The sequence below is a fragment of the Pleomorphomonas oryzae DSM 16300 genome, from assembly GCF_000422965.1.
Classification (GTDB): domain Bacteria; phylum Pseudomonadota; class Alphaproteobacteria; order Rhizobiales; family Pleomorphomonadaceae; genus Pleomorphomonas; species Pleomorphomonas oryzae.
Map to the genome: position 1 here is coordinate 197,168 of NZ_AUHB01000010.1, position 20,018 is coordinate 217,185.

The 20,018-nt window shown below is 64.0% G+C and carries 22 protein-coding genes; 13 read left to right on the forward strand and 9 right to left on the reverse strand.

Annotation, left to right across the window (positions count from 1 at the left end; genetic code table 11):
- The first annotated feature begins 271 nt into the window (after window positions 1-271).
- Complete coding sequence (locus G522_RS0117185) at window positions 272-652, forward strand: YHS domain-containing (seleno)protein (RefSeq protein ID WP_051228728.1); 381 nt, start codon at window positions 272-274, stop codon at window positions 650-652.
- 23 nt (window positions 653-675) lie between these two features.
- Here G522_RS0117185 and G522_RS0117190 read toward each other — a convergent pair whose 3' ends face one another.
- Entirely contained in the window at window positions 676-1,584 is a 909-nt protein-coding gene (locus G522_RS0117190) for a LysR family transcriptional regulator (protein WP_026792102.1), read from the reverse strand.
- A gap of 149 nt (window positions 1,585-1,733) precedes the next feature.
- Here G522_RS0117190 and G522_RS0117195 point away from each other — a divergent pair, with 149 nt between their 5' ends.
- Both G522_RS0117195 and G522_RS0117200 read left to right on the forward strand, forming a co-directional pair.
- Window positions 1,734-2,636, forward strand: a complete 903-nt coding sequence (locus G522_RS0117195; protein WP_026792103.1) for a polysaccharide deacetylase family protein — start codon at window positions 1,734-1,736, stop codon at window positions 2,634-2,636.
- A gap of 80 nt (window positions 2,637-2,716) precedes the next feature.
- Complete coding sequence (locus G522_RS0117200) at window positions 2,717-3,112, forward strand: nuclear transport factor 2 family protein (RefSeq protein ID WP_026792104.1); 396 nt, start codon at window positions 2,717-2,719, stop codon at window positions 3,110-3,112.
- A gap of 20 nt (window positions 3,113-3,132) precedes the next feature.
- On the opposite strand, the gene G522_RS0117205 is transcribed toward G522_RS0117200, so the two are convergent.
- Entirely contained in the window at window positions 3,133-3,576 is a 444-nt protein-coding gene (locus G522_RS0117205; protein ID WP_026792105.1) for a MarR family winged helix-turn-helix transcriptional regulator, read from the reverse strand.
- Window positions 3,577-3,689: 113 nt separating this feature from the next.
- Here G522_RS0117205 and G522_RS0117210 point away from each other — a divergent pair, with 113 nt between their 5' ends.
- The 7 genes from G522_RS0117210 (at window position 3,690) to G522_RS0117240 (ending at window position 11,359) form a co-directional block, all read left to right on the forward strand.
- A complete protein-coding gene (locus G522_RS0117210) occupies window positions 3,690-4,559 on the forward strand; it encodes a haloalkane dehalogenase (protein WP_026792106.1) in 870 nt (289 codons plus the stop codon).
- Window positions 4,560-4,706: 147 nt separating this feature from the next.
- Complete coding sequence (gene chpT, locus G522_RS0117215) at window positions 4,707-5,378, forward strand: histidine phosphotransferase ChpT (protein ID WP_026792107.1); 672 nt, start codon at window positions 4,707-4,709, stop codon at window positions 5,376-5,378.
- Window positions 5,379-5,606: 228 nt separating this feature from the next.
- Window positions 5,607-8,372 carry a hybrid sensor histidine kinase/response regulator gene (locus G522_RS0117220; protein WP_026792108.1) on the forward strand — a complete coding sequence of 922 codons (2,766 nt, stop codon included), beginning with the start codon at window positions 5,607-5,609 and terminating at the stop codon, window positions 8,370-8,372.
- Window positions 8,369-8,860, forward strand: a complete 492-nt coding sequence (locus G522_RS0117225) for a chemotaxis protein CheW (RefSeq protein WP_026792109.1) — start codon at window positions 8,369-8,371, stop codon at window positions 8,858-8,860. The genes G522_RS0117220 and G522_RS0117225 overlap by 4 nt, the downstream gene beginning before the upstream one ends.
- A 47-nt stretch (window positions 8,861-8,907) precedes the next feature.
- Window positions 8,908-9,273 carry a response regulator gene (locus G522_RS0117230; RefSeq protein WP_026792110.1) on the forward strand — a complete coding sequence of 122 codons (366 nt, stop codon included), beginning with the start codon at window positions 8,908-8,910 and terminating at the stop codon, window positions 9,271-9,273.
- Window positions 9,274-9,311: 38 nt separating this feature from the next.
- Window positions 9,312-10,496 (forward strand): protein-glutamate methylesterase/protein-glutamine glutaminase, encoded by a 1,185-nt coding sequence (locus G522_RS0117235; protein ID WP_026792111.1) that lies wholly within the window; start codon window positions 9,312-9,314, stop codon window positions 10,494-10,496.
- On the forward strand, window positions 10,493-11,359 hold the full coding sequence (locus G522_RS0117240) for a CheR family methyltransferase (protein WP_026792112.1): 867 nt from the start codon (window positions 10,493-10,495) through the stop codon (window positions 11,357-11,359). Before G522_RS0117235 ends, G522_RS0117240 begins: the two co-directional genes overlap by 4 nt.
- Window positions 11,360-11,430: 71 nt before the next feature.
- On the opposite strand, the gene G522_RS0117245 is transcribed toward G522_RS0117240, so the two are convergent.
- Together G522_RS0117245 and G522_RS0117250 are read right to left on the reverse strand one after the other, a co-directional pair.
- Window positions 11,431-12,123: a DUF899 domain-containing protein gene (locus G522_RS0117245; RefSeq protein ID WP_026792113.1), complete on the reverse strand. Its 693-nt coding sequence runs from the start codon at window positions 12,121-12,123 to the stop codon at window positions 11,431-11,433.
- A gap of 12 nt (window positions 12,124-12,135) precedes the next feature.
- On the reverse strand, window positions 12,136-12,402 hold the full coding sequence (locus tag G522_RS0117250; RefSeq protein ID WP_026792114.1) for a hypothetical protein: 267 nt from the start codon (window positions 12,400-12,402) through the stop codon (window positions 12,136-12,138).
- A gap of 101 nt (window positions 12,403-12,503) precedes the next feature.
- On the opposite strand from G522_RS0117250, the gene G522_RS0117255 reads away from it, so the two are divergent.
- Window positions 12,504-13,724, forward strand: coding sequence for a hypothetical protein (locus tag G522_RS0117255; protein ID WP_026792115.1), 1,221 nt, complete (start codon window positions 12,504-12,506; stop codon window positions 13,722-13,724).
- A 9-nt stretch (window positions 13,725-13,733) separates the two neighbouring features.
- Window positions 13,734-14,378, forward strand: a complete 645-nt coding sequence (locus G522_RS0117260) for an NHL repeat-containing protein (protein ID WP_026792116.1) — start codon at window positions 13,734-13,736, stop codon at window positions 14,376-14,378.
- A gap of 16 nt (window positions 14,379-14,394) precedes the next feature.
- Here G522_RS0117260 and G522_RS0117265 read toward each other — a convergent pair whose 3' ends face one another.
- Window positions 14,395-14,964: a nitroreductase family protein gene (locus G522_RS0117265; protein ID WP_026792117.1), complete on the reverse strand. Its 570-nt coding sequence runs from the start codon at window positions 14,962-14,964 to the stop codon at window positions 14,395-14,397.
- 286 nt (window positions 14,965-15,250) lie between these two features.
- On the opposite strand from G522_RS0117265, the gene G522_RS0117270 reads away from it, so the two are divergent.
- A complete protein-coding gene (locus G522_RS0117270) occupies window positions 15,251-16,315 on the forward strand; it encodes a hypothetical protein (protein ID WP_026792118.1) in 1,065 nt (354 codons plus the stop codon).
- A 163-nt stretch (window positions 16,316-16,478) separates the two neighbouring features.
- On the opposite strand, the gene G522_RS0117275 is transcribed toward G522_RS0117270, so the two are convergent.
- From G522_RS0117275 to G522_RS27385, 4 genes are all read right to left on the reverse strand, one after another.
- Window positions 16,479-17,318 carry an SDR family NAD(P)-dependent oxidoreductase gene (locus G522_RS0117275; protein WP_026792119.1) on the reverse strand — a complete coding sequence of 280 codons (840 nt, stop codon included), beginning with the start codon at window positions 17,316-17,318 and terminating at the stop codon, window positions 16,479-16,481.
- Window positions 17,319-17,365: 47 nt separating this feature from the next.
- Window positions 17,366-17,983 carry a Holliday junction branch migration protein RuvA gene (gene ruvA, locus G522_RS0117280; protein ID WP_026792120.1) on the reverse strand — a complete coding sequence of 206 codons (618 nt, stop codon included), beginning with the start codon at window positions 17,981-17,983 and terminating at the stop codon, window positions 17,366-17,368.
- Window positions 17,984-18,002: 19 nt separating this feature from the next.
- Window positions 18,003-18,518, reverse strand: a complete 516-nt coding sequence (ruvC, locus tag G522_RS0117285; RefSeq protein WP_026792121.1) for a crossover junction endodeoxyribonuclease RuvC — start codon at window positions 18,516-18,518, stop codon at window positions 18,003-18,005.
- Between the two features lie 100 nt (window positions 18,519-18,618).
- Window positions 18,619-19,995 carry a PAS-domain containing protein gene (locus G522_RS27385; RefSeq protein ID WP_051228729.1) on the reverse strand — a complete coding sequence of 459 codons (1,377 nt, stop codon included), beginning with the start codon at window positions 19,993-19,995 and terminating at the stop codon, window positions 18,619-18,621.
- Window positions 19,996-20,018: the final 23 nt, after the last annotated feature.

Sequence of the window (20,018 nt, forward strand, 5' to 3'; positions counted from 1 at the left end):
TTTCAGCACCGACAGACGCGACATCGGCAATCCCTCCATATCCCGGCACCATCCGCCGATGCGGCAGGTGGCGAGACCATCCAAACATTAACCTCACCGACACTCCATCCAGGCAAGATGAACGGCAGGGTCGGCCGGTGACATCATGATCATACAGACGAATCAGACATCACGACGGCAAGATTGGGTGAGTTTTATCGCCCGCGCCATTGTCTTGTCGCTGTTTTTCCTCATCCCTTGCCAGCCGGTAAACGCGCTAGACGAAAGGATAGTGTTCGATCCCTATACCGGACTGTCGATCGGCGGCTACGACCCGGTGGCCTATTTCGTCAGCGGCGCCGCCATTCCCGGCCTCGCCGACTATGAAGAAGTCTATGGCGACACCTACTGGCACTTCGCCACCGAAGCCAATGCCGCCGCCTTTCGCGCCGCACCGGCCGTCTACATCCCCGGCTTCGGCGGCTACTCGATGGCCGCCGCGGCCCGTGGCGTCGCCCAGCCTGGCAACCCGACCCTGTTCGCCATCCATCGCAACCGCCTCTATCTGTTCGCCACCGAAGACGAACGGCAGGCCTTCCTCGCCGATCCCGACGCCATGATCGCCGCCGCCGCCGCCCACTGGCCCGAGGTGCTGAAGCTCCTGGCCTACTGACGCCGCCGCCGAAGAACGCGCGGTCAGATGGGTAGCGATCCTTTCCCGCTGGCAAACAGCTGCTTCGACACGAAATCGATAAAGACCCGCAGTCTTGGAGACAGATAGCGGCTCGCCGGCCAAAGCAGGCGCATGATGCCGACGTGCGCGAGGTGGTCATCGAGCACCTTCCTGAGGCGGCCGCTCGCCAGTTGCTCCTCCAGCAGCACGTCCGGCAGGCAGGCGATCCCGAGCCCCTGCTCGGCCATCAGCAGCAACGGCTCGATGGTGTTGGCCACCGCGGCCGGACGAAGCGCGACATCGAGATCGTCACCGTTTCGCGTCAGCGGCCAACGCTCGAACTTACGGCTGGTCGCGAACCGGTGCAGCAAACAAGCGTGGTGCGCAAGGTCCTCGGGCAGTCGGGGCGTGCCGGCGCGTGCCAGATAGTCCGGTGAAGCCACCAGTTTGAGGCGGAACTCGCCGAGAACGCGGCTCATCAGCCGCGAGTCGGAGACGTTGCCGGCGCGGATCACCGCGTCGAAGCCCTCCTCGATGATGTCGACGAGATCGTCGCGAAAATCGAGGTCGAGCTGGACATCGGGATAGGCCTGCATGAAGCCGTTCAGCATCGGCACCATGAAGGCGTTGATGATCGGCAGGCTGACGCGAAGTGTACCATTGGGGGAGCCACGCGTCTCAGCCAGCTCCAGCTCGGCCGCCTCGATCTCGGCCTGAATGCGGCGGCACCGCTCGAGGAACATGGCTCCCTCCTCGGTCAGGGTGACCGTGCGCGTCGAGCGGTGGAACAGACTGACGCCGAGCCGCTCTTCCAGGCGACCGATCGCCTTACCCACCGCCGACGACGACAGGCCGATTTGACGCCCAGCCGCCGTGAAACTTCTGGCATCGGCAGCCAGAACGAAAGCCGTCATCGCCCCGATCTTGTCCATGCCGCTCCCCTATTTCGGAATAATTATCCGAAGTGATGAGAACTCTAGCTCAATTGTCTGAAATGTCGCAACCCGCCATCTTCGGCTCATCGGAGGCAGGACCGACGCGCAACAATGCCCCGGTCGCTCCGCCAGATAGGGAGTTCAAGATGGAAAACGCGCTCTACGCTTACTCGCCCATCATTTCCCGGCCCAGAATCAATTGGCCGAATGGCGCACGGGTGGCTTTCTACGTCGGCCTCAACATCGAGTATTTCGAACTCGGCAAGCCTTCCACCAGCATCTGGGAAGGCACGGCCGGCCTCATGCCGGATCCGCTGAACCACGGCTGGCGCGACTATGGCCCACGCGTCGGCATCTGGCGCATGATCGAAACCTTCGACCGGTACGGCATCAGGCCATCCGCCCTTCTCAACTCCGACGCAGCGACGCATTATCCCGAGATCGTCGCCGCCGGTCGGGCGCGTCGCTGGGCTTGGCTCGCCCATGGCAAGACGAATTCCATGCTGCAGACCGGCATGGCGCCCGACGACGAGCGGCGCTTCTTGGAGGAGATGACCGAAACGATCGCCACCGCCACCGGTCAGCGCCCGACGGGTTGGATGGGGCCCGGGCTTTCCGAAACCTTCGAAACGCCGAATATCCTGAAAGACCTCGGCTATTCCTACATTCTCGACTGGACGGCCGACGATCAGCCATTCCCTCTCAATATGCCGGGGCTGATCTCCGTGCCCTATTCGGTCGAGCTCAACGACCTTAGCCTGTTCGGCACCAAGGGAATGACCGGCGAGGCGTTCTATCGCACCGTCGTCGATCAGTTCGACCAGCTCTACGCCGATAGCGCCGGCTCCGGGCGCGTGATGGCGCTGGCGCTCCATCCCTTCGTCACCGGTCAGGCTTTCCGCGCGAGCTATCTCGACAAGGCGCTCGACTACATCGCCTCCCACGGCGGGGTGTGGCTGGCCACCAGCGACGAGATTGCCGAACATTACCGCGCCGCGACGTTGCAACCGGGCGAGATCAACGACAAGCCGGCGAGCAACGCGGCCTAACCTGTCCCGACACCCCGGCGGACGCCGAAGACATTGATAGATTTGTTTCTCCGACGTCCTCATCCCAAGGAGAGGTCAACATGACGACCGCAGAGGAAAACAAGGCCTTCATCAAGGACATGCTGGGCAGCAAGAAGCAGCTCGAAGACTATCCGGATCGCTTTGACCGGAACCTGGTGATGCACGAACCCGCGTGCCTTCCATTCGGCGGCACCTATATGGGCCTCGAGCAGTTCCAGAAATTCTACCCTGAGGTCCGGGATTTTTACGATTTCAGTCGCTTCGAGTTGCTCGGCGTCTACGGCGATGGCGACATGGTCTTCGCGACGGTCCGCGCCGGGCTGGCCCACTCGGACGGCACCATTTTCATTGCCGAGCAGTTTCGCTTCGAAGGCACCAAGCTCGTCGAAGTCCGCCTGCACATCTGCGACGACCAGAAAGCTGCCCGGACAACCGGCATGCGCATCGGCGGGTAAATCGTCGCGACGGAGCGCCGTCACGCCCGTTGGTCACCCTCCTGCAAGGCGCCGAGCAGCTTCTGAAGCGCTGCGCGCAAGGCTTCGAGATCGCCGTCGCCCAAGAGACGCCCCCACTCATCCTCCACCTGCTGACCGGCAGCCATGGCAAGTGGGCGGATCTTCCTGCCACGAGTCGTGAGAAAGATGAGACGCGCCCGCCTGTCGCTCGGGTGCGGCTTCCGTTCGATGTAGCCGAGCTTTTCCAGCTCCTCCAACGCCTGGGCCATCGACTGCTTGCGGACACCGGCTTTCAGCGTCAGCTCCGACATCTGAATGCCTTCGGGCGGCACGAACGTGAAGACGTTGGCGTGATGCGGACGGATATCGCCAAAGCCGGCCTCACCGAGCGCCTCGTCGACCGCACTGGAGAAATGCTGGTGAGCAAGCCGCAACAGAACACCCAGCGACTGGGAAGAGGACATGAAACCTCCGGGTATTGACAGGCACCTGACTATCGATCATAAATAGTCAGGTAACTGACTATATCACCGAGCTAGACAGGTAACTTACTAGTTCGCACCCGAGGACAAAAGCCATGCCTTCACTGCCCATTCTCGACTCCACCCTGTTCTATCGCGACAGCGGCGCCGGAGCGCCATTCATCTTCCTTCATGGCAACCCCACCTCATCTCACCTCTGGCGAAATGTCATTGCCGACGTGGGGTTGCCCATCCGCAGCCTCGCGCCCGATCTCATCGGCATGGGGGAATCCGGCAAGCCCGACATCGCCTACCGGTTCACCGACCATGCCCGCTATCTCGATGCCTGGTTCGACGCGCTGGCCCTCGATGGCGTCGTGCTGATCGGCCACGATTGGGGCGGTGCGCTGGCCATGGACTGGGCGGCGCGCCATCCCGAGCGCGTTCGCGGCCTGGTGCTGATGGAGACCATCCTGAGACCGATGACCTGGGGCGATTTTCCTGGCCCGCACCGGACGCGATACGAAACCTTGCGCGCGCCGGGTAGCGGCGAGGTCAAGGTGCTCGACGAGAATTTCTTCATCGAGCAGGCGCTGAAGCTGACCGTTCGATCCGGCCTGGCGCCCGAAGATCACGATGTCTATCGTCGCCCTTATCCGACACGCGAAAGCCGGCGGCCTTTGCTGGCCTGGCCGAGGGAAATGCCCATTGAAGGCGAGCCGGCCGACACGGTTGCACGGATCGAAAGCTACGACGCTTGGCTGGCGTCATCCCCGTTGATTCCCAAGCTGCTGCTGACCTTCGACGGCCCTGAGGGAAGCCTCATGATCGGCCCGAAGATGATCGATTGGGCGCGGACCAACATCGCCGCTGTCGACATCGAAGCCTGCGGCCCGGCCGCTCACATCTGCCCCGAGGATCAGCCACAGGCGATCGCCATGACCATCGCCGCCTGGGCGACTCGTCACATGCTAGTCCGCAGATGAGGGCAAAGCGGCTAAGATCGAGGTAGAAACAATTCAGAACGATGTCCCGTGCTTGTGAGGCGCGGCAACGGGCGTTATCCATTGGCCGAGACATCTGCCCGATTCGTCGAGGGGCCTTGCCCGTCGTCAAACCCAATGGAACCGTCCATGTCCGACCTGGCCAAGCTGGAAGCCCTGGATTTTGCCGCCCTGCTCTGCTCGCGCGTCTGCCATGACATCATCTCGCCGGTCGGCGCCATTACCAACGGTCTCGAGGTGCTCGACGAGGAAAACAATGAGGAGATGAAGGCCTTTGCCTTCGACCTCATTCGCAAGAGCGCCCGCACCGCCTCCTCCAAGCTGCAGTTTGCCCGCCTTGCCTTTGGCGCCGCCGGCTCGGTGGGCGCGGAGGTCGATCTCGGCGACGCCGAGACGGTGGCCAAGCGCTACATGGAAAGCGAAAAGGCCGACATCGACTGGCAGGCCACCCGCCGTCTTCTGCCGAAGAACCAGGTGAAGCTGCTTCTCAACGTGCTGCTCATCTCGCTGCAGGCCATCCCGCGTGGCGGCAAGGTGGTGGTGCGCGTCGAGGGCGACCTGCCCTTCCCCACCCAGCGCATCGAAGCCACGGGCGCCGCTTCGCGCATTCCGCCGCGCATCGTCGAGCTTTTGGCTGGCGACCTCGGCGACCACGTCGACGCCCACGCCATCCAGCCCTACTATGCCGGCGCACTCGCCCGCGCGGCTGGCCTCGCCATCGAAATCTCCAAGGATGGCGACACGGTGATCTTTGAAGCGAAAGCAGCCGACACCGCCATTCCGGTTGATTCAACTGAATAAAGCGTTAATCACCTGTGGCAAATACTTACGTCCGTAACGATCCGTGAGGGTCGTTCCGTTGGCAACTTGCGTCAAGCTGGGTCGTATGCGTCTTGCGCGCAGGTTTGAGACCGCGACTTCAATCAATATTAACAGTTTGACGGGACACTTCACCCCAAAGCGGCTGGTAGAGCGAGCGCCCCAGAAGGAATGCGGCGCTTCCGGTTCGGCCTTCCCTGGGGGTGAAGTATGGACGACCTTTTGCGTGAATTCCTCACCGAGACAAACGAGTCGCTCGATACGGTAGACGTGGAATTGGTGAAGTTCGAGCAGGAGCCGAACAACGCCCGCATACTCGATAACATTTTCCGCCTGGTCCATACGATCAAGGGCACCTGCGGGTTCCTCGGCCTGCCGCGCCTCGAAGCGCTGGCGCACGCCGCCGAAACGCTGATGGGCAAGTTCCGCGAAGGCACCGCCGTCACGGAAGAAGCGGTCAGCCTGGTCCTTCAGACCATCGACCGCATCAAGGGCATTCTGGCCGAGCTCGAAGCCAACGAGGGCGAAGAGCCCAAGGGCGAGGACCGCGACCTGATCTCGGTGCTCGAAGCCATGGCAATGGCCGAGGCGCCCAAGAAGGAACCGCCCAAGAAGGACAAGAAGGAAACCGCCGGCACGCTGGTCGCCCAGGTTCTGGAGCGTGAGCTGCGGCCCGGCGAAGTGTCGCTCGACGAACTGGAGCGCGCCTTCCGCGAAACCGCCGTCGAGGTGGAGATTCCCGCCGACGGACCAGCCGCTGAGGAAGCGGCCGCGCCTGCCCCGGTCGGCATCGACTTCGCCCGTGTCGCCGCCGAGATCGAGGCGCGCATGAAGCAGGCGAGCCCGGACGACAAGCTCGGCAAGGCCAAGGCGTCCGCCGAGGATGGCGAAGCTGAAGCCGAGGCCAAGAGCGAAAAGGGCTCGGTGTCCAGCCAGTCGATCCGCGTCAACGTCGAGACGCTCGAACACCTGATGACCATGGTCTCCGAGCTGGTGCTGACCCGCAATCAGCTGCTGGAGATCGTCCGCCGTCACGAAGACAGCGAATTCAAGGTGCCGCTGCAGCGCCTTTCCAACGTCACCGCCGAGCTGCAGGAAGGCGTCATGAAGACGCGCATGCAGCCGATCGGCAACGCCTGGCAGAAGCTGCCGCGCATCGTTCGCGATCTTGCGCAGGAACTGAACAAGCAGATCGAACTGGAGATGATCGGCGCCGACACCGAGCTTGACCGCCAGGTGTTGGAACTGATCAAGGATCCGCTCACCCACATGGTCCGCAACTCGGCCGACCATGGCCTCGAGCGCCCCGACGATCGCCGCAAGGCCGGCAAGACCGAGAAGGGCACCATCCGCCTCGCCGCCTATCACGAGGGTGGCCACATCATCATCGAGATCGCCGACGACGGTCGCGGCCTCAACCTCGACCGCATCAAGCAGAAGATCGTCGAGAACGGGCTCGCCAGCGAGGCCGAGCTCGAGAAGATGACCGAAGGCCAGATCTACAAGTATATCTTCGCCCCCGGCTTCTCGACCGCCGCCAAGGTGACCTCGGTGTCCGGCCGCGGCGTTGGCATGGATGTCGTCCGCACCAACATCGAAACCATCGGCGGCACCGTCGATCTGAAGTCGGTGCAGGGCAAGGGCACGACCTTCACCATCAAGATCCCGCTGACGCTGGCCATCGTTTCGACGCTGATCGTCGAGAGCTGTGGCGACCGCTTCGCCATCCCGCAGTTGTCGGTGGTGGAACTGGTGCGCGTTCAGAACAACTCCGAGCATCGCATCGAGCGCATCAAGGACACTCCCGTCCTTCGCCTGCGCAACAAGCTGCTGCCGCTGGTGCCGCTCGCCGGCCTCCTCAAGGTCGAAGTTTCGGCCGAGAAGAGCGAGGATGAAGGCTTCATCGTCGTCATGCAGGTTGGCAACGTCACCTTCGGCCTGGTGGTCGACGGCGTCTTCCACACGGAAGAAATCGTCGTCAAGCCAATGTCGAAGATGCTGCGCCACATCACCATGTTCTCGGGCAACACCATCCTCGGTGACGGCTCGGTGATCATGATCGTCGACCCGAACGGCGTTGCCAGCGCCATCGGGACCGCCGTCGCCACCGACGCGCTCGACGCCCACGCCGACGCCGATGCCGCCCGCGGTGTCGATAACGACGCCAAGATCTCCATGCTGCTGTTCCGCGCCGGCTCGCCCGAGCCGAAGGCGGTGCCGCTGTCACTGGTCACCCGCCTCGAGGAATTCGAGATCGAAAAGATCGAGCATTCCAACGGCCGCGACCTCGTGCAGTATCGTGGCTCGCTGATGCCGCTGGTCTACCCGAACTACGACGTCCGCCGCCGCGAGGAAGGCACCCAGCCGATGCTGGTGTTCTCCGACTCCGGCCGTTCGATGGGCCTCGTCGTCGACGAGATCGTCGACATCGTCGAGGAGTCGCTCAACATTCAGGTCGGCTCCGACGTGCCAGGCGTGCTCGGTTCGGCGGTGATCAAGGGCAAGGCCACCGAAATCCTCGACATCGGCCACTACCTGCCGCTCGCCTTCGAGGACTGGTTCAAGCGCAAGGAAATCTCGTCGGCCGCGTTGACCCGCAAGCTGCTGTTCATCGACGACAGCGCCTTCTTCCGCAACATGCTGGGCCCGGTGATGAAGGCTGCCGGCTTCGACGTGACGGTCTGCGCGTCGGCCACCGAGGCCATGCGCCTCCTGGGCGAAGGCGCCGCCTTCGACGTCATCGTCTCCGACATCGAGATGCCGGTGGTCAATGGCTTCGAGTTTGCCGAGATGCTGCGCCGAGACGCCCGCTTCCGCACCACGCCGATCATTGCGCTGTCGGCACTCTGCACGCCGGCTTCGATCGAGCGCGGCCGCCAGTCCGGCTTCGACGAATATGTCGCCAAGTTCGACCGTCCGGGCCTGATCGCCGCCCTGAAGGAAATCACCAGCGCTGATTTTGGGATTGCAGCATGACCGCCACCAGCCACACCCCCGGCGCCGCCGCCAACGACAGCCACTCCGGCCAGATTCAGTATGTGACCGTGATCATCGGCGGTCAGCTGTTCGGCCTGCCGATCCACAAGGTGCATGACGTCTTCGTGCCGGAGAGCATGACGCGCGTGCCGCTGTCGGCGCCGGAAGTGGCCGGCGTGCTCAACCTGCGCGGACGCATCGTGACGGCGATCAACATGCGCCGCCGTCTCGGGCTGCCCCAGCGCGAGGGCAACCACGGCATCATGGCCGTCGGCATCGAGTATCGTGGGGAATCCTACGGCCTCATCATCGACGAGGTCGGCGAAGTCCTCAACCTCGACGCCGCCGGCCGCGAAGCCAACCCGGCCAACCTCGACCCGCGCTGGGCCGAAATTTCCGGCGGCGTCCATCGCCTGTCCGGACAGCTCATGGTCATCCTGGATGTCGAACGTGTGCTCGGTCGCATGCACGGTGACCTCGCCGCCTGATGTGACTGCTCAAGCAAGCCGGCGTCACCCGCCGCAGGAGTAAAACAATGAAGACCTGTCTCGTGGTCGACGACTCGAGCGTCATCCGCAAGGTGGCCCGGCGCATTCTTGAGGATCTGTCCTTCACCATCCTCGAGGCCGAGGATGGCCAGCAGGCCCTCGAGAAGTGCCAGGAGACCATGCCGGATGCCATTCTGCTCGACTGGAACATGCCAGTGATGGATGGCCTGGAATTCCTCGCCCAGCTCAGGAAGCTGGAAGGTGGCGATACGCCGAAGGTGGTGTTCTGCACCACCGAGAATGACGTCGGCCATATCGCCCGCGCCATCCGCGCCGGCGCCAACGAATACATCATGAAGCCCTTTGATCGGGAAATTGTCGAAGCCAAGTTCCAGGAAGTCGGGCTGCTCTGACGGTTTTATAGATCGATGCGAAACTGGAGACCGATTCAATGTCGGCCATCGCGCGCGCGCCTTCTTCTTCCGGAGCCGTCACTGACCCTATCCGTGTGATGGTCGTCGATGATTCCGTGGTTATTCGCGGCCTGGTCGGCCGCTGGCTCGACGAGGAGCCCAACCTCGCTGTGGTGGCCAGTCACCGCAACGGCCGCCTCGCCGTCGACGATGTTCTGAGGTCCAATCCCGACGTGGTCATCCTCGACATCGAAATGCCCGATATGGATGGCCTCACAGCCCTGCCGCTGTTGATTGAAAAAAAGAGAAACCTCGTCGTCGTCGTCGCCTCGACGCTGACCCGCCGCAACGCCGAAATCTCGCTGAAAGCGCTGTCGCTCGGCGCCGCCGATTATGTGCCCAAGCCCGAATCCAATTCTGGCGTCACCACATCGGCTGAGTTCCGCCGCGAACTGATCGAAAAGGTCACCAACCTCGGCATGCGCGCCAAGAAGCGCGGCCTGCCGGGCCAGGCCCTTGGCACCCGGCCAATGGCTCGGTCGCTGACGAGTGCACTGCAGGCCAATGCGCCCGCCGCCTCAAGCGCGCTGCGCGCCACCCGGCCAGCCTCGTTCACCATCCGCCCCTATTCCTCGGTGCGTCCGCGCATCCTGACCATCGGCTCGTCGACCGGCGGCCCGCAGGCCCTCAATACGCTGTTCGGCGAGATCGGCTCGTCCATCGGCATGGTACCGGTGGTGCTGACCCAGCATATGCCGCCGACCTTCACCGCCATCCTGGCCGAACACATCACCAAGGCAGCCGGGCGTCCGGCCGCTGAAGGTCGCGACGGTGAGGTGATCCAGCCCGGTCACATCTACGTGGCGCCCGGTGGCAAGCATATGCTGCTGGTCAAGCATGGCAACGATGTCACCATCAAGCTGAGCGACGCGCCGCCCGTCAACTTCTGCAAGCCCGCCGTCGACCCGCTGTTCAAGTCGGTGGCGGAAATCTACGGCACGGCGACACTCGCCGTCGTGCTGACCGGCATGGGTTCCGACGGCGCCGAAGGCGTGCGCAAGATCGGCGAGATCGGCGGCAGCGCCATCGCGCAGGATGAGGAAACATCGGTGGTCTGGGGCATGCCCGGCGCCGCCGCCCATACCGGAATGTGTTCGGACGTTCTCCCGCTCAACGAAATCGGCCGGAAGGTGTCCAAGATCCTGCTCGGAGGCCGTCCATGAATCCGGCGGAATACGACTACCTGCGTCAGTTCCTGAAGAGCCGTTCCGGTCTCGTCCTGTCGAACGAAAAGCAATATCTCATCGAAAGCCGTCTGCTGCCGGTGGCCCGCAAGGCCGGCCTGCAGTCGATCGCCGCCCTGGTCGCCAAGCTGAAGGAACCGCGTGAAACGGTGCTGGCCGAGGCGGTCGTCGAAGCGATGACCACCAACGAGAGCTTCTTCTACCGCGACAAGACGCCGTTTGAGCATTTCACGCAGATGATGATGCCGGAAATGCTGAAGGCACGCGCTGCCCAGAAGAAGATCCGCATCTGGTGCGCCGCCGCCTCCACCGGCCAGGAACCCTACACGCTCGCCATGTGCCTCAAGGAGATGGAGAGCAAGCTCGCCGGCTGGCGGATCGAGATCCTCGGCACCGACATCTCCAACGAGGTGCTCGACCGGGCCAAGGCCGGCACCTACACCCAGTTCGAAGTGCAGCGCGGCCTGCCGATCCAGTTGCTGCTCAAGTATTTTACCCAGCAGGGTGAGAGCTGGACTATTTCGCCGCAGCTCCGCTCCATGGTGCAGTGGCGGAAGTTCAACCTGCTCGACAGCTTTGCATCCTTCGGCCAGTTCGACATCGTCTTCTGTCGCAACGTGCTGATCTACTTCGACCAGCCCACCAAGGTCGACATCCTCGGACGCATCTCGAAGGTCCTGGCGCCCGACGGCTATCTGGTGCTCGGCGCCGCCGAGACGGTGGTCGGCCTTACCGACGCCTTCAAGCCGGCACCTGATCGACGCGGTCTCTACGTTCCGGCCGCCGCCATTCCGCAGGCAGCGCCGCGTTTCTCGGCTTTCGCCGGGGCCGCTCGCGTCTGACAACCCAGCCCATTGAAACAGCGCCGCGGAGAAATCCGCGGCGCTGTTTTTTATGCTCCGGTTTGCCGCCCCTATGCGTATCGATCGTGGTGGCGCACCCAGTCCATTCCCTCGGCCTCGTTGCGACCTTTGGGTAGGAGGTCGAGCATGGCGTAGGTTCCCATCATCGCTTCCACGCCGCGTCCGAACGTGGAGTAGGTGTGGAAGACGGTGCCGGACTCGTCCTTGAAAAAGGCACTGATCCCCGGCCATTCCTCGCCGACGGCCTGCCATTCCCCGAAATTGTAGTCGACGTGTCCGCTTTCGATGTCCTCCGGCGTGAAGCTGACGCGGAAGTCGTAGTTGAACGAGGTGCCGTTTGAGGACACCCAGGGGAATTGCCAGCCCATGCGGCGCCGGAAGCGCTCGATTTCGGCAAGCGGCGCTCGCGAGACGGCGATCATGGTGACGTCGTGATGGCTGAGGTGCTTGGTCATGCCGTCGGTATGATCGGCCATGAAGGAGCAGCTCCGGCAACCCTGGCTCCATCCCGGCGCCAGCATGAAATGCTGGATGAGAAGCTGCGAGCGGCCATCGAACAGATCGGCCAGCGCGCGCCGACCGTCCACCGTATCGAACGTATAGTCCTTGTCGATCCGCACCCATGGCAGGGCAAGCCGCCGCTCGGTGAGCTGGTCGCGCAGATGAGTGAGCTCCTTCTCCGCTTTCAGTAGTTCCCGCCGAGCGGACAGCCAGTCATGGCGTGAAATAACAGCATGTTGCATTGTCAGTCTCCTTCAGTTTGGCCGATGCGGCGCTGCGAGGCGGTGGGAAAGAACCCTCAGCCACGGCGAAAGGTGGAAAAGGCTCATCAAGAGGTACATCAACGCCATGTCGTTGACGGGCATCCAGGGCGGCGCGGCCGTGCACATGCCAGGCGGGCCGAGAGCAGTGACCCAGGCCATGACGGCAAACGTCGGGGTGGCTGCCAGCCCCAACCAGCCGGCTCCCTCAGCCATCGGCTTGCCGGTCGGAGCGTCGCTTCTTGTTGCAGCAAGTCTCATCACGTCCCATCCTCCGTCGACTGCGCTGTCCAGCGCTGTGATGGGAAGAGGCTAAGCCGAATGGCCGGCCGGCTGGGAGTTACAAGTGTGACGGGATTTCCATGGACCTGCTGATCGCTGAAGCGGCACGCGCCCTTGCCACCGGCGATCCCTTGGCCGCGCTGAAGGGGATCGCCCTGCGTCAGGATGCCCCCGCGCTGGCGCTGCGCGGCATCGCGATGGCCCAGCTTGGCGATCTTCCCCGTGCCCGCGAGCTTCTGCGCGGTGCGGCACGCAGCTTCGGCCCGACAAATCCACTGGCCAGCGCGCGCTGCATCGTCGCCGACGCCGAAATAGCGCTCGTTTCGCGCGATCTGGGGCGATCCTTGCAAGCGCTCCCGGCGGCGCAGGCAACGCTCGCCGCCGCCGGCGATCGTACCAATGCCGCCCATGCCGGCTACCTCGAAGCCCGCCGCCTGCTGCTGATCGGCCGCCTCGACGAAGCCGAAGCCGTGCTCGACAGCATCGAGGTCGGCGCTTTGCCGCGCCCATCGGCGGTCGGGCGCCTGCTGGTGGTGGCGGGCCTCTCGATCCGGCGCATCAGGACGGAGCCGGCAAAAACCGCCCTGGAGCAAGCCGGACAGATCGCCGAGAGGACGGGCATTCCCTCCCTCTCGGCCGAGGTGGACCAGGCCGTGCGAGCCTTCGAGGCGCCGGCCGCACGCCTCCTCGCTCAAGGCGGAGAGCGCTGGCTCCGGCTCGATGAGGTTGAAGCCCTATTGGCCTCGGATATCCTGGTCGTAGACGCCTGCCGCAACGTCGTGCGCGCCGGAGCGATCGTCGTTTCCCTCGGCACGCGCCCCATATTGCTCGCGCTTCTCCGCGCTCTCGCAGAGGCCTGGCCGGCAGACGTTTCTCGCGAAACCCTTCTCAAGCGGGCCTTCCGCGCCCAACATGCCGACGACTCGCACCGTGCGAGGCTGCGTGTGGAAATCGGCCGGCTGCGTGAAGCGCTCGAACCGCTGGCAGCGCTCAATGCAACCCGGCGAGGCTTTGCTCTGCAGCCTCATGCCGAGAGGAATGTTGCCGTTTTGGCGCCACCGACCGAAGACGACCATGCCCGAGTGTTCGCCCTGCTCGCCGATGGCCAGGCGTGGTCGAGTTCAGCATTGGCACTGGCATTGGACGTGAGCACACGCACAATACAGCGCGCGCTCGAAGAGCTCGCCCTGGACGGCAAGGTGGAATCGTTCGGGCGGGGGCGCGCCTGCCGCTGGATCGCAACGAACGTGCCTGGATTCCCGACAAGTTTGTTACTCCCGGTCGTGGGAGCCTCTGTTTAGGATCAGCCCATGAAGCACTCCGCCGCCGAAATCCTCCGTGAATACGGGCCCTTTCCTGAAGTCACCGACGTGGCCGGCGTCACATTCGACGGCAATCACGTCTGGTTCGCCACCGGCGAGCGGCTGAATGCCCTCGACCCGGAAAGCGGCGACATCTTGCGCTCGCTCGACATCGCGGCCCAGGCAGGAACCGCCTTTGACGGCAAGCACCTGTTCCAGATCGGCGACGCCCTGATCCGCAAGCTCGACCCCAGGACCGGCGAGGTGATCGCCACGATCCCCGCGCCGGGCGATGGCGACGACTCGGGGCTGGCCTGGGCGGAGGGCTCGCTGTGGGTCGGTCAGCATCGCGGCCGCAGGATCCATCAGGTGGACCCCGAAACGGGAAACGTGCTGCGCACCATCGAGTCCGACCGATTCGTCACTGGCGTCACCTGGGTCGACGGAGAGCTCTGGCACGGCACATGGGACGATGACGGAAGTGATCTCCGCCACATCGACGCCCAGACGGGCGAAGTTCTGGAGCGATTGGACATGCCAGAGGGGACCGGCATTTCCGGGCTCGAGTCCGACGGCGGTGATCGCTTTTTCTGCGGCGGCGGCCACAGCGGAAAGCTGCGAGCCGTCCGCCGCCCGAAAAAGGATCTCAAGTAGGCCCGGAAGGATAGCTTCAATCGCCGAAATGGCTGACGATATCCTCGAGCGCCGGCCGGGGCCGATCGGTCGGCTTGATGGTTGGCGTGCCGATGTGGATGAAGCCGACGATGGTCTCGGCGTCGGTGAGCCCCAGCGCGGCGCGCGCCTCGGCGTCATAGGCCGGCCAGTCGGTCAGCCAGCAGGCGGCATAGCCCATGGCATGGGCGGCGATCTCCAGGCTCATGCAGACGGCACCGGCCGAGTAGATCTGTTCGGCCACCGGAATCTTGATATGCTCGGCCGCCCGCCCGACCACGGCGACCACCAGCGGCGCCATGGCAAAGCGACGACGTTCATCCTCCAGCCGGGCTTCGGAAATCTCCGGCTGGCGCGCCGCCACGATCTCGGCCATCCGCCGCCCCGCTTCGACCCGCCCCTCGCCTTCCAGGACAAGGAACCGCCAGGGCGCCAGCTTGCCATGATCGGGAACCCGCGAGGCGATGGTCAGCAGCGTCTGCAACTCGTCGGCGCTGGGGCCGGGCGCGGCGAGCATCTGGGCCGGCACGGAACGGCGGGTGAGCAGCAGATCGAGTGTAGCGTTCATGACGGACAGGCTCCGGGTGAAATAACTGAGCGGAAACCGGCATATCGCCATTCGGGCTCCATGGAAATACCTAGATCGCCGTGCGTCCTGACGGACGCAAGGTGACGATCTAGGTCTTTGTTAGCGCATCGGATTATCCGAAAACCGGATTCCACTTTTCGGTCCGATGCTCTAGACGGCCTCCCGGTGGCAATGCTGTCCGTATCCCGCCCGCCGGACTTGAAATCAACACGATGATCGGCGAAGACTGAACACGAATGGCACGCCTGATGGGAGAGCGCAGGGCATGACGCGGTGGAGCGCCACCCGCATCACTTGGATTTCTGTGGCCCTCGCATTGATGGCCGCAACGCCCTCGCTCGCGCAGAACCCGCCGCCCGGGGGCCCCGGTGGCGATCCCGGCGGTCCGATGCCGGGCTTCATGCAGCCGGGATCGGGACCGCTTCAGCTCATGCCGCCCGGCGCTGGCCCGGCCGCGCCCCTACCCGAGGCCGCCACACCCTACGCGCCGAGCACCGCCCCGGCCGTGGGAACCAAGCCGCCGCTCTCCACCGTCTCCCCGCGCGAGACGGCGACCCTATCGCTGACGGCCCGGCTGACGCCGGACGGCCCTCCGATCGCCGCCGGCGTTGTCTGGCGCGTTTTCAACGAGACGCAGGGACCGGACGGCAGCCGTGAATTGGTGGCTGAACGGCATGGCGGCTCCGCCGACTTCGTTCTGAAGCCGGGAGGCTATTTCGTCTATTGCGGCTTCGGCTATGCCGGCACCACCGAGCATGTCGTGGTGGGCACCAGTTTGAAGGCCGATTCCGTCATCCTCAACGCCGGCGGCGTCCGCCTGTCCGCCGTGACCGGCAAGGACAAGCCGCGGCTCGGCAAGGACGATCTCAGCTTCGACATCTTCTCCCAGGAGCTGGATTCGCACGGCGAACCCAAGGCCGTCGCCCTCAACATCGCTCCCGGCACCATCGTCCGTCTGCCGGCCAAGACCTACAACGTCACCGCCAACTATGGCGATGCCAACGCCCGCACCACCGCCGACATCGACGTCAAGGCCGGCAAGCTCTCGGATATCACCCTGACGGAGAAGGCCGCCAAGATCACCCTGAAGCTGGTGAGCGCCGAGGGCGGCGAGGCCATCGCCGATACCCGCTGGTCGATCCTGACCCAGGCTGGCGACCTCGTGACTTCGGGCGTCGGCGCCTTCCCGTCGTTCATCCTGGCCGAGGGCGACTATACCATCATCGCCAACCATGAGGACGGCCAGTTCCAGCGTATCGTCAGCGTCGTCTCCGGCGAGGACGCCGACGTGGAAGTGCTGGCAACGCCGGATCACAAAGCCACTAACTAGCCGATCGCAAGCAGCTGTTTCCCCTGCCTGCGAAAGACTCACCCGAGTCCATACGGGGCCATCAGAGTCTCTATGATTCATTGGGACTCACGGGAGTCCATAGTCTGCCATGGGCTCCGGCAGCCGGCCAAATCCCAACGGCGATTCCGCCGGGGGAACCACCTCATTCCTCGATGTAGCGAGCGAAAGCGTCCTTGTAGTCGGCATGCCAGCGAGACAGCGCCGGGCGATTGTGGATGACGTCGCCGATCGCCCAGGCCATGCGCTTTTCGTCGAGGCGGCGCGGCGTCTCGTTGTCCGGACAGAGAATGTAGAAGTCGCCCTTTTCCAACGCCGTCAGCATGAAATCCACCACTTCCACGGCGTGCCAGGCGCCTGCCGGCTTCTCGGCTGTGGGATCGGCGGCGGTCAAGCCGGTAAACGTCCAGCCGGGGATCAGGAGATGGGCGGAAAGCTTGCTGTTCCGGCCGCGCAGTTCATGGGCGAGCTGCTCGGTCACCACCTTCACCGCCGCCTTGGCGGTATTGTAGGCGGCGTTGCCGGGCGGCGTGGTAATGCCCTGCTTGGAGCCGGTGTTGATCACATAGCCGGGGTTGCCGGCCTCGATCATGCGCGGCACGAAGGCCTGGACGCCGTTGACGACGCCCCAGAAATTGACGTCGATCAGCCGGCGCCAGTTGTCGGGATTCTCCAGGACACCACCGCCCTCGCCGATCGCCGCGTTGTTCATCAGCACGTTGACGCCGCCGAAGCGTTCGAAGGCCGCCGCAGCCAGCGCCTCGACCGCCGCGCGATCGCCGACATCGGTGGGCACGGCAATGGTGTCTGGGCTGCCGGCCGCCTTGGCCGCCGATGCGACGGTCGCCAGTTCGCCGCCGACCACGTCGGCCAGCACCAGTTTCATGCCCCGCTGAGCCAAGCGCAACGCCGCCGCCCGGCCGATGCCGCGCGCCGCGCCGGTGATCACCGCGACCTTGCCTGCTGTGATGATGTCATTGGCCATGGCATCCTCCCGATGTTGGCTGTTCAAAGGATGGTCGTCGACCCGCGTCAGCGTGCCAGTTCCTTGAGGCCCTGGCGGATCAGTTGGGTGGTGGTGGCCTCGCTGCCGGCTGCCTTCGCCGCGGCTTGTACCGCTGCGGCGGCCTGCAACTGGGCATAGCCGAGATTGACCAGCGCGGACACGGCTTCGGCCACCGGGCCGGAAACGCGCGCCTCGGCCACATCGACGGCGATGCGGATCACCGATGGGTCGGCATCGGCGAAGGCCGGCGCCTTGTCCTTGAGTTCGGTGGCGATACGTTCGGCGACGCGCTTGCCGACGCCCGGCGCCCGAGCGATGGCGGTGAGATCGCGCATGGCAATGGCGGTGGCAAGCTGGCCCGGATCGAGCACCGACAGCACCCCCAGCGCCACCTTGGCGCCGACGCCCTGCACCGTCAGCAACAGACGAAACCACTCGCGCTCGATGTCGTTGGAAAAGCCATAGAGACGGATCATGTCCTCGCGGACCATGGTCTCGATGGCAAGCGTCGCCGCCTCGCCGGCCTTCGGCAGCCGCTGCAAGGTGCGCGACGAGCAATAGACCTGATAGCCGACGCCATGCACGTCGAGGATCATCCAATCGTCGCCGAAGCTGTCAACTACGCCCTTGAGCTTGCCGATCATGCTGCCCCTCCCCCGCCGGTCAGCCGGCTGCCAATTTCGCCAGTCGGCCGACCACCGAGCCGCGATGATGGGCATGCGTCAGCGCAATGGCCAGCGCATCGGCCGCGTCATCGCTCTCGAAAGTCGCCTTCGGCATCAAGACCTTGACCATGACGCGGATCTGCCCCTTCTCGGCATGTCCGGCGCCGACGATCGCTTTCTTCACCGCGTTGGGCGCATATTCGGCCACCGGCAGGCCGCGCTTGGCCGGCACCAGCAGCGCCACGCCGCGCGCCTGGCCGAGCTTCAGCGTCGCCCCGGCGTCCTTGTTGACGAAGGTGATCTCGACCGCCGCCTCGTCCGGCTGATACTGATGCAGCACAGCATCGAGCCCGTCATGGATCTGCACGAGGCGCGAGGCGAGATCCAGGGCGCCATCGGAATTGACCGACCCCGAAGCGACGAAGCGCACCGAGTTGCCGAGGCTGTCGACGACCCCCCAGCCGGTGTGCCTGAGGCCCGGGTCGATACCGATGATTCGCGTCACAGTGGTCATGACGGCACGCTATCGGGCTGTTCCCGGTTTGTACAGATGGGACGCCAGGAACCGTCCACCGATCGCGGACAGTGATGGATCGTGCGCGTTTCGAATGTCGTCAGGCAGCGGTTGTCCGGGCTCTCTCGATCGCGATCTCTGCAAGACGCGCGGCAAGCTCGATCACCTGGTATTCGACTTTGACCGGCTCCCGCACAGATCTCGAATACATGTCGAACGTGCCGAGGACGTGGCCTTTCCGCGAGATGATCGGTTTGGACCAGCAGGATCGGAAGCCATGTGCGCTGGCGACCTGCCGATATTCGTCCCATAGGGGATCGCTCAGGATATCGGACACGATGACCGTCTCGCGTCGATGAACGGCTGCGCCGCAAGATGCGTTGCCGGGACCAACGCGTATTCCCTGTGCGTCGCCCAGGAATGGCTCGGAAACACTGGGGGCCGCCCCACGCCGCAAAGTGACGCCATCGGCGTCGAGCAAAAGTACGGAGCAGAACAATCCAACGCTCTGGGATTCCGCCAGGAGAACCACCTGATCGAGCACGTCCTCCAACGGAGCATCCGCAACGATCTCTTCAAGGATCTTGATCTGCTCTGCCTGCAAAACCGAGGCAAGTTTCCGGGCGGTGATATCGCGGGCGATACCGACCAAGCCGATCACCTCGTTCCGGTCATTGCGAAGCGGAACCTTCGTTGAGGATATCCATTTCCTGGCGCCAGCCGCATCGGTCACAAGCTCTTCCCGATCAACCATCGGAATGCCGCTCCGCATGATCTCGACCTCGATGGCTCGAAACTCTTGGGCAATCTCGGGGGCGTGAAGCTGCGCGTCGCTCGTGCCGATCATGTCACTCGTGCGCGCATAGCGCGTATCGGTTGCGAGAGCCCGGTTCACGACGACGAAACGGCCTTCGACGTCTTTGACCCACAAGTAGTCGGGAACCAGATCGATCAGGACCTGCAATGAGATACGCTCGGACGCCAAGGCGCGCGCCGTCGTGATCTCAGTCACATCCTCATGAGTCGAGACCCAACCGCCACCTGGCATGCTTTGGTTCGAAATATGAATGAGGCGACCATCCGGAAGCTCGGTGAGCCTGGATACTGGGATCCCCGAGGCAGTGACTTCCGCCGCCAAGCGCAGATACTCGTCCGGCGACACCGGCGAGGTTCCAACGGCGTACCGTGCCTCAATGATGTCTCGAAGGGACATGCCCGGGCGCATTTGATCGGGTGTCAGGCGGTAGAGTTCGGCGTAGCGATCGTTGCAAAGGACCAGTTTGCTGGAACCGTCAAACAGGCAAACGCCCTGCGAGATGTTGTCGAACGCTGCCCGATAGCGTGAAATTTGCGCTCTGAGCGCAACGACTTCCGCCTCGTCATCGCGCGCCTCTGCCTTCGTCCCGGTTTGCACAGGCGTGACCTGGGCAAGAGCGTCGGACTGCGCTTCCGCATGTGGCCTATGATCGGATCCCATGATGCGCCCCCAAGTCGAGCTGT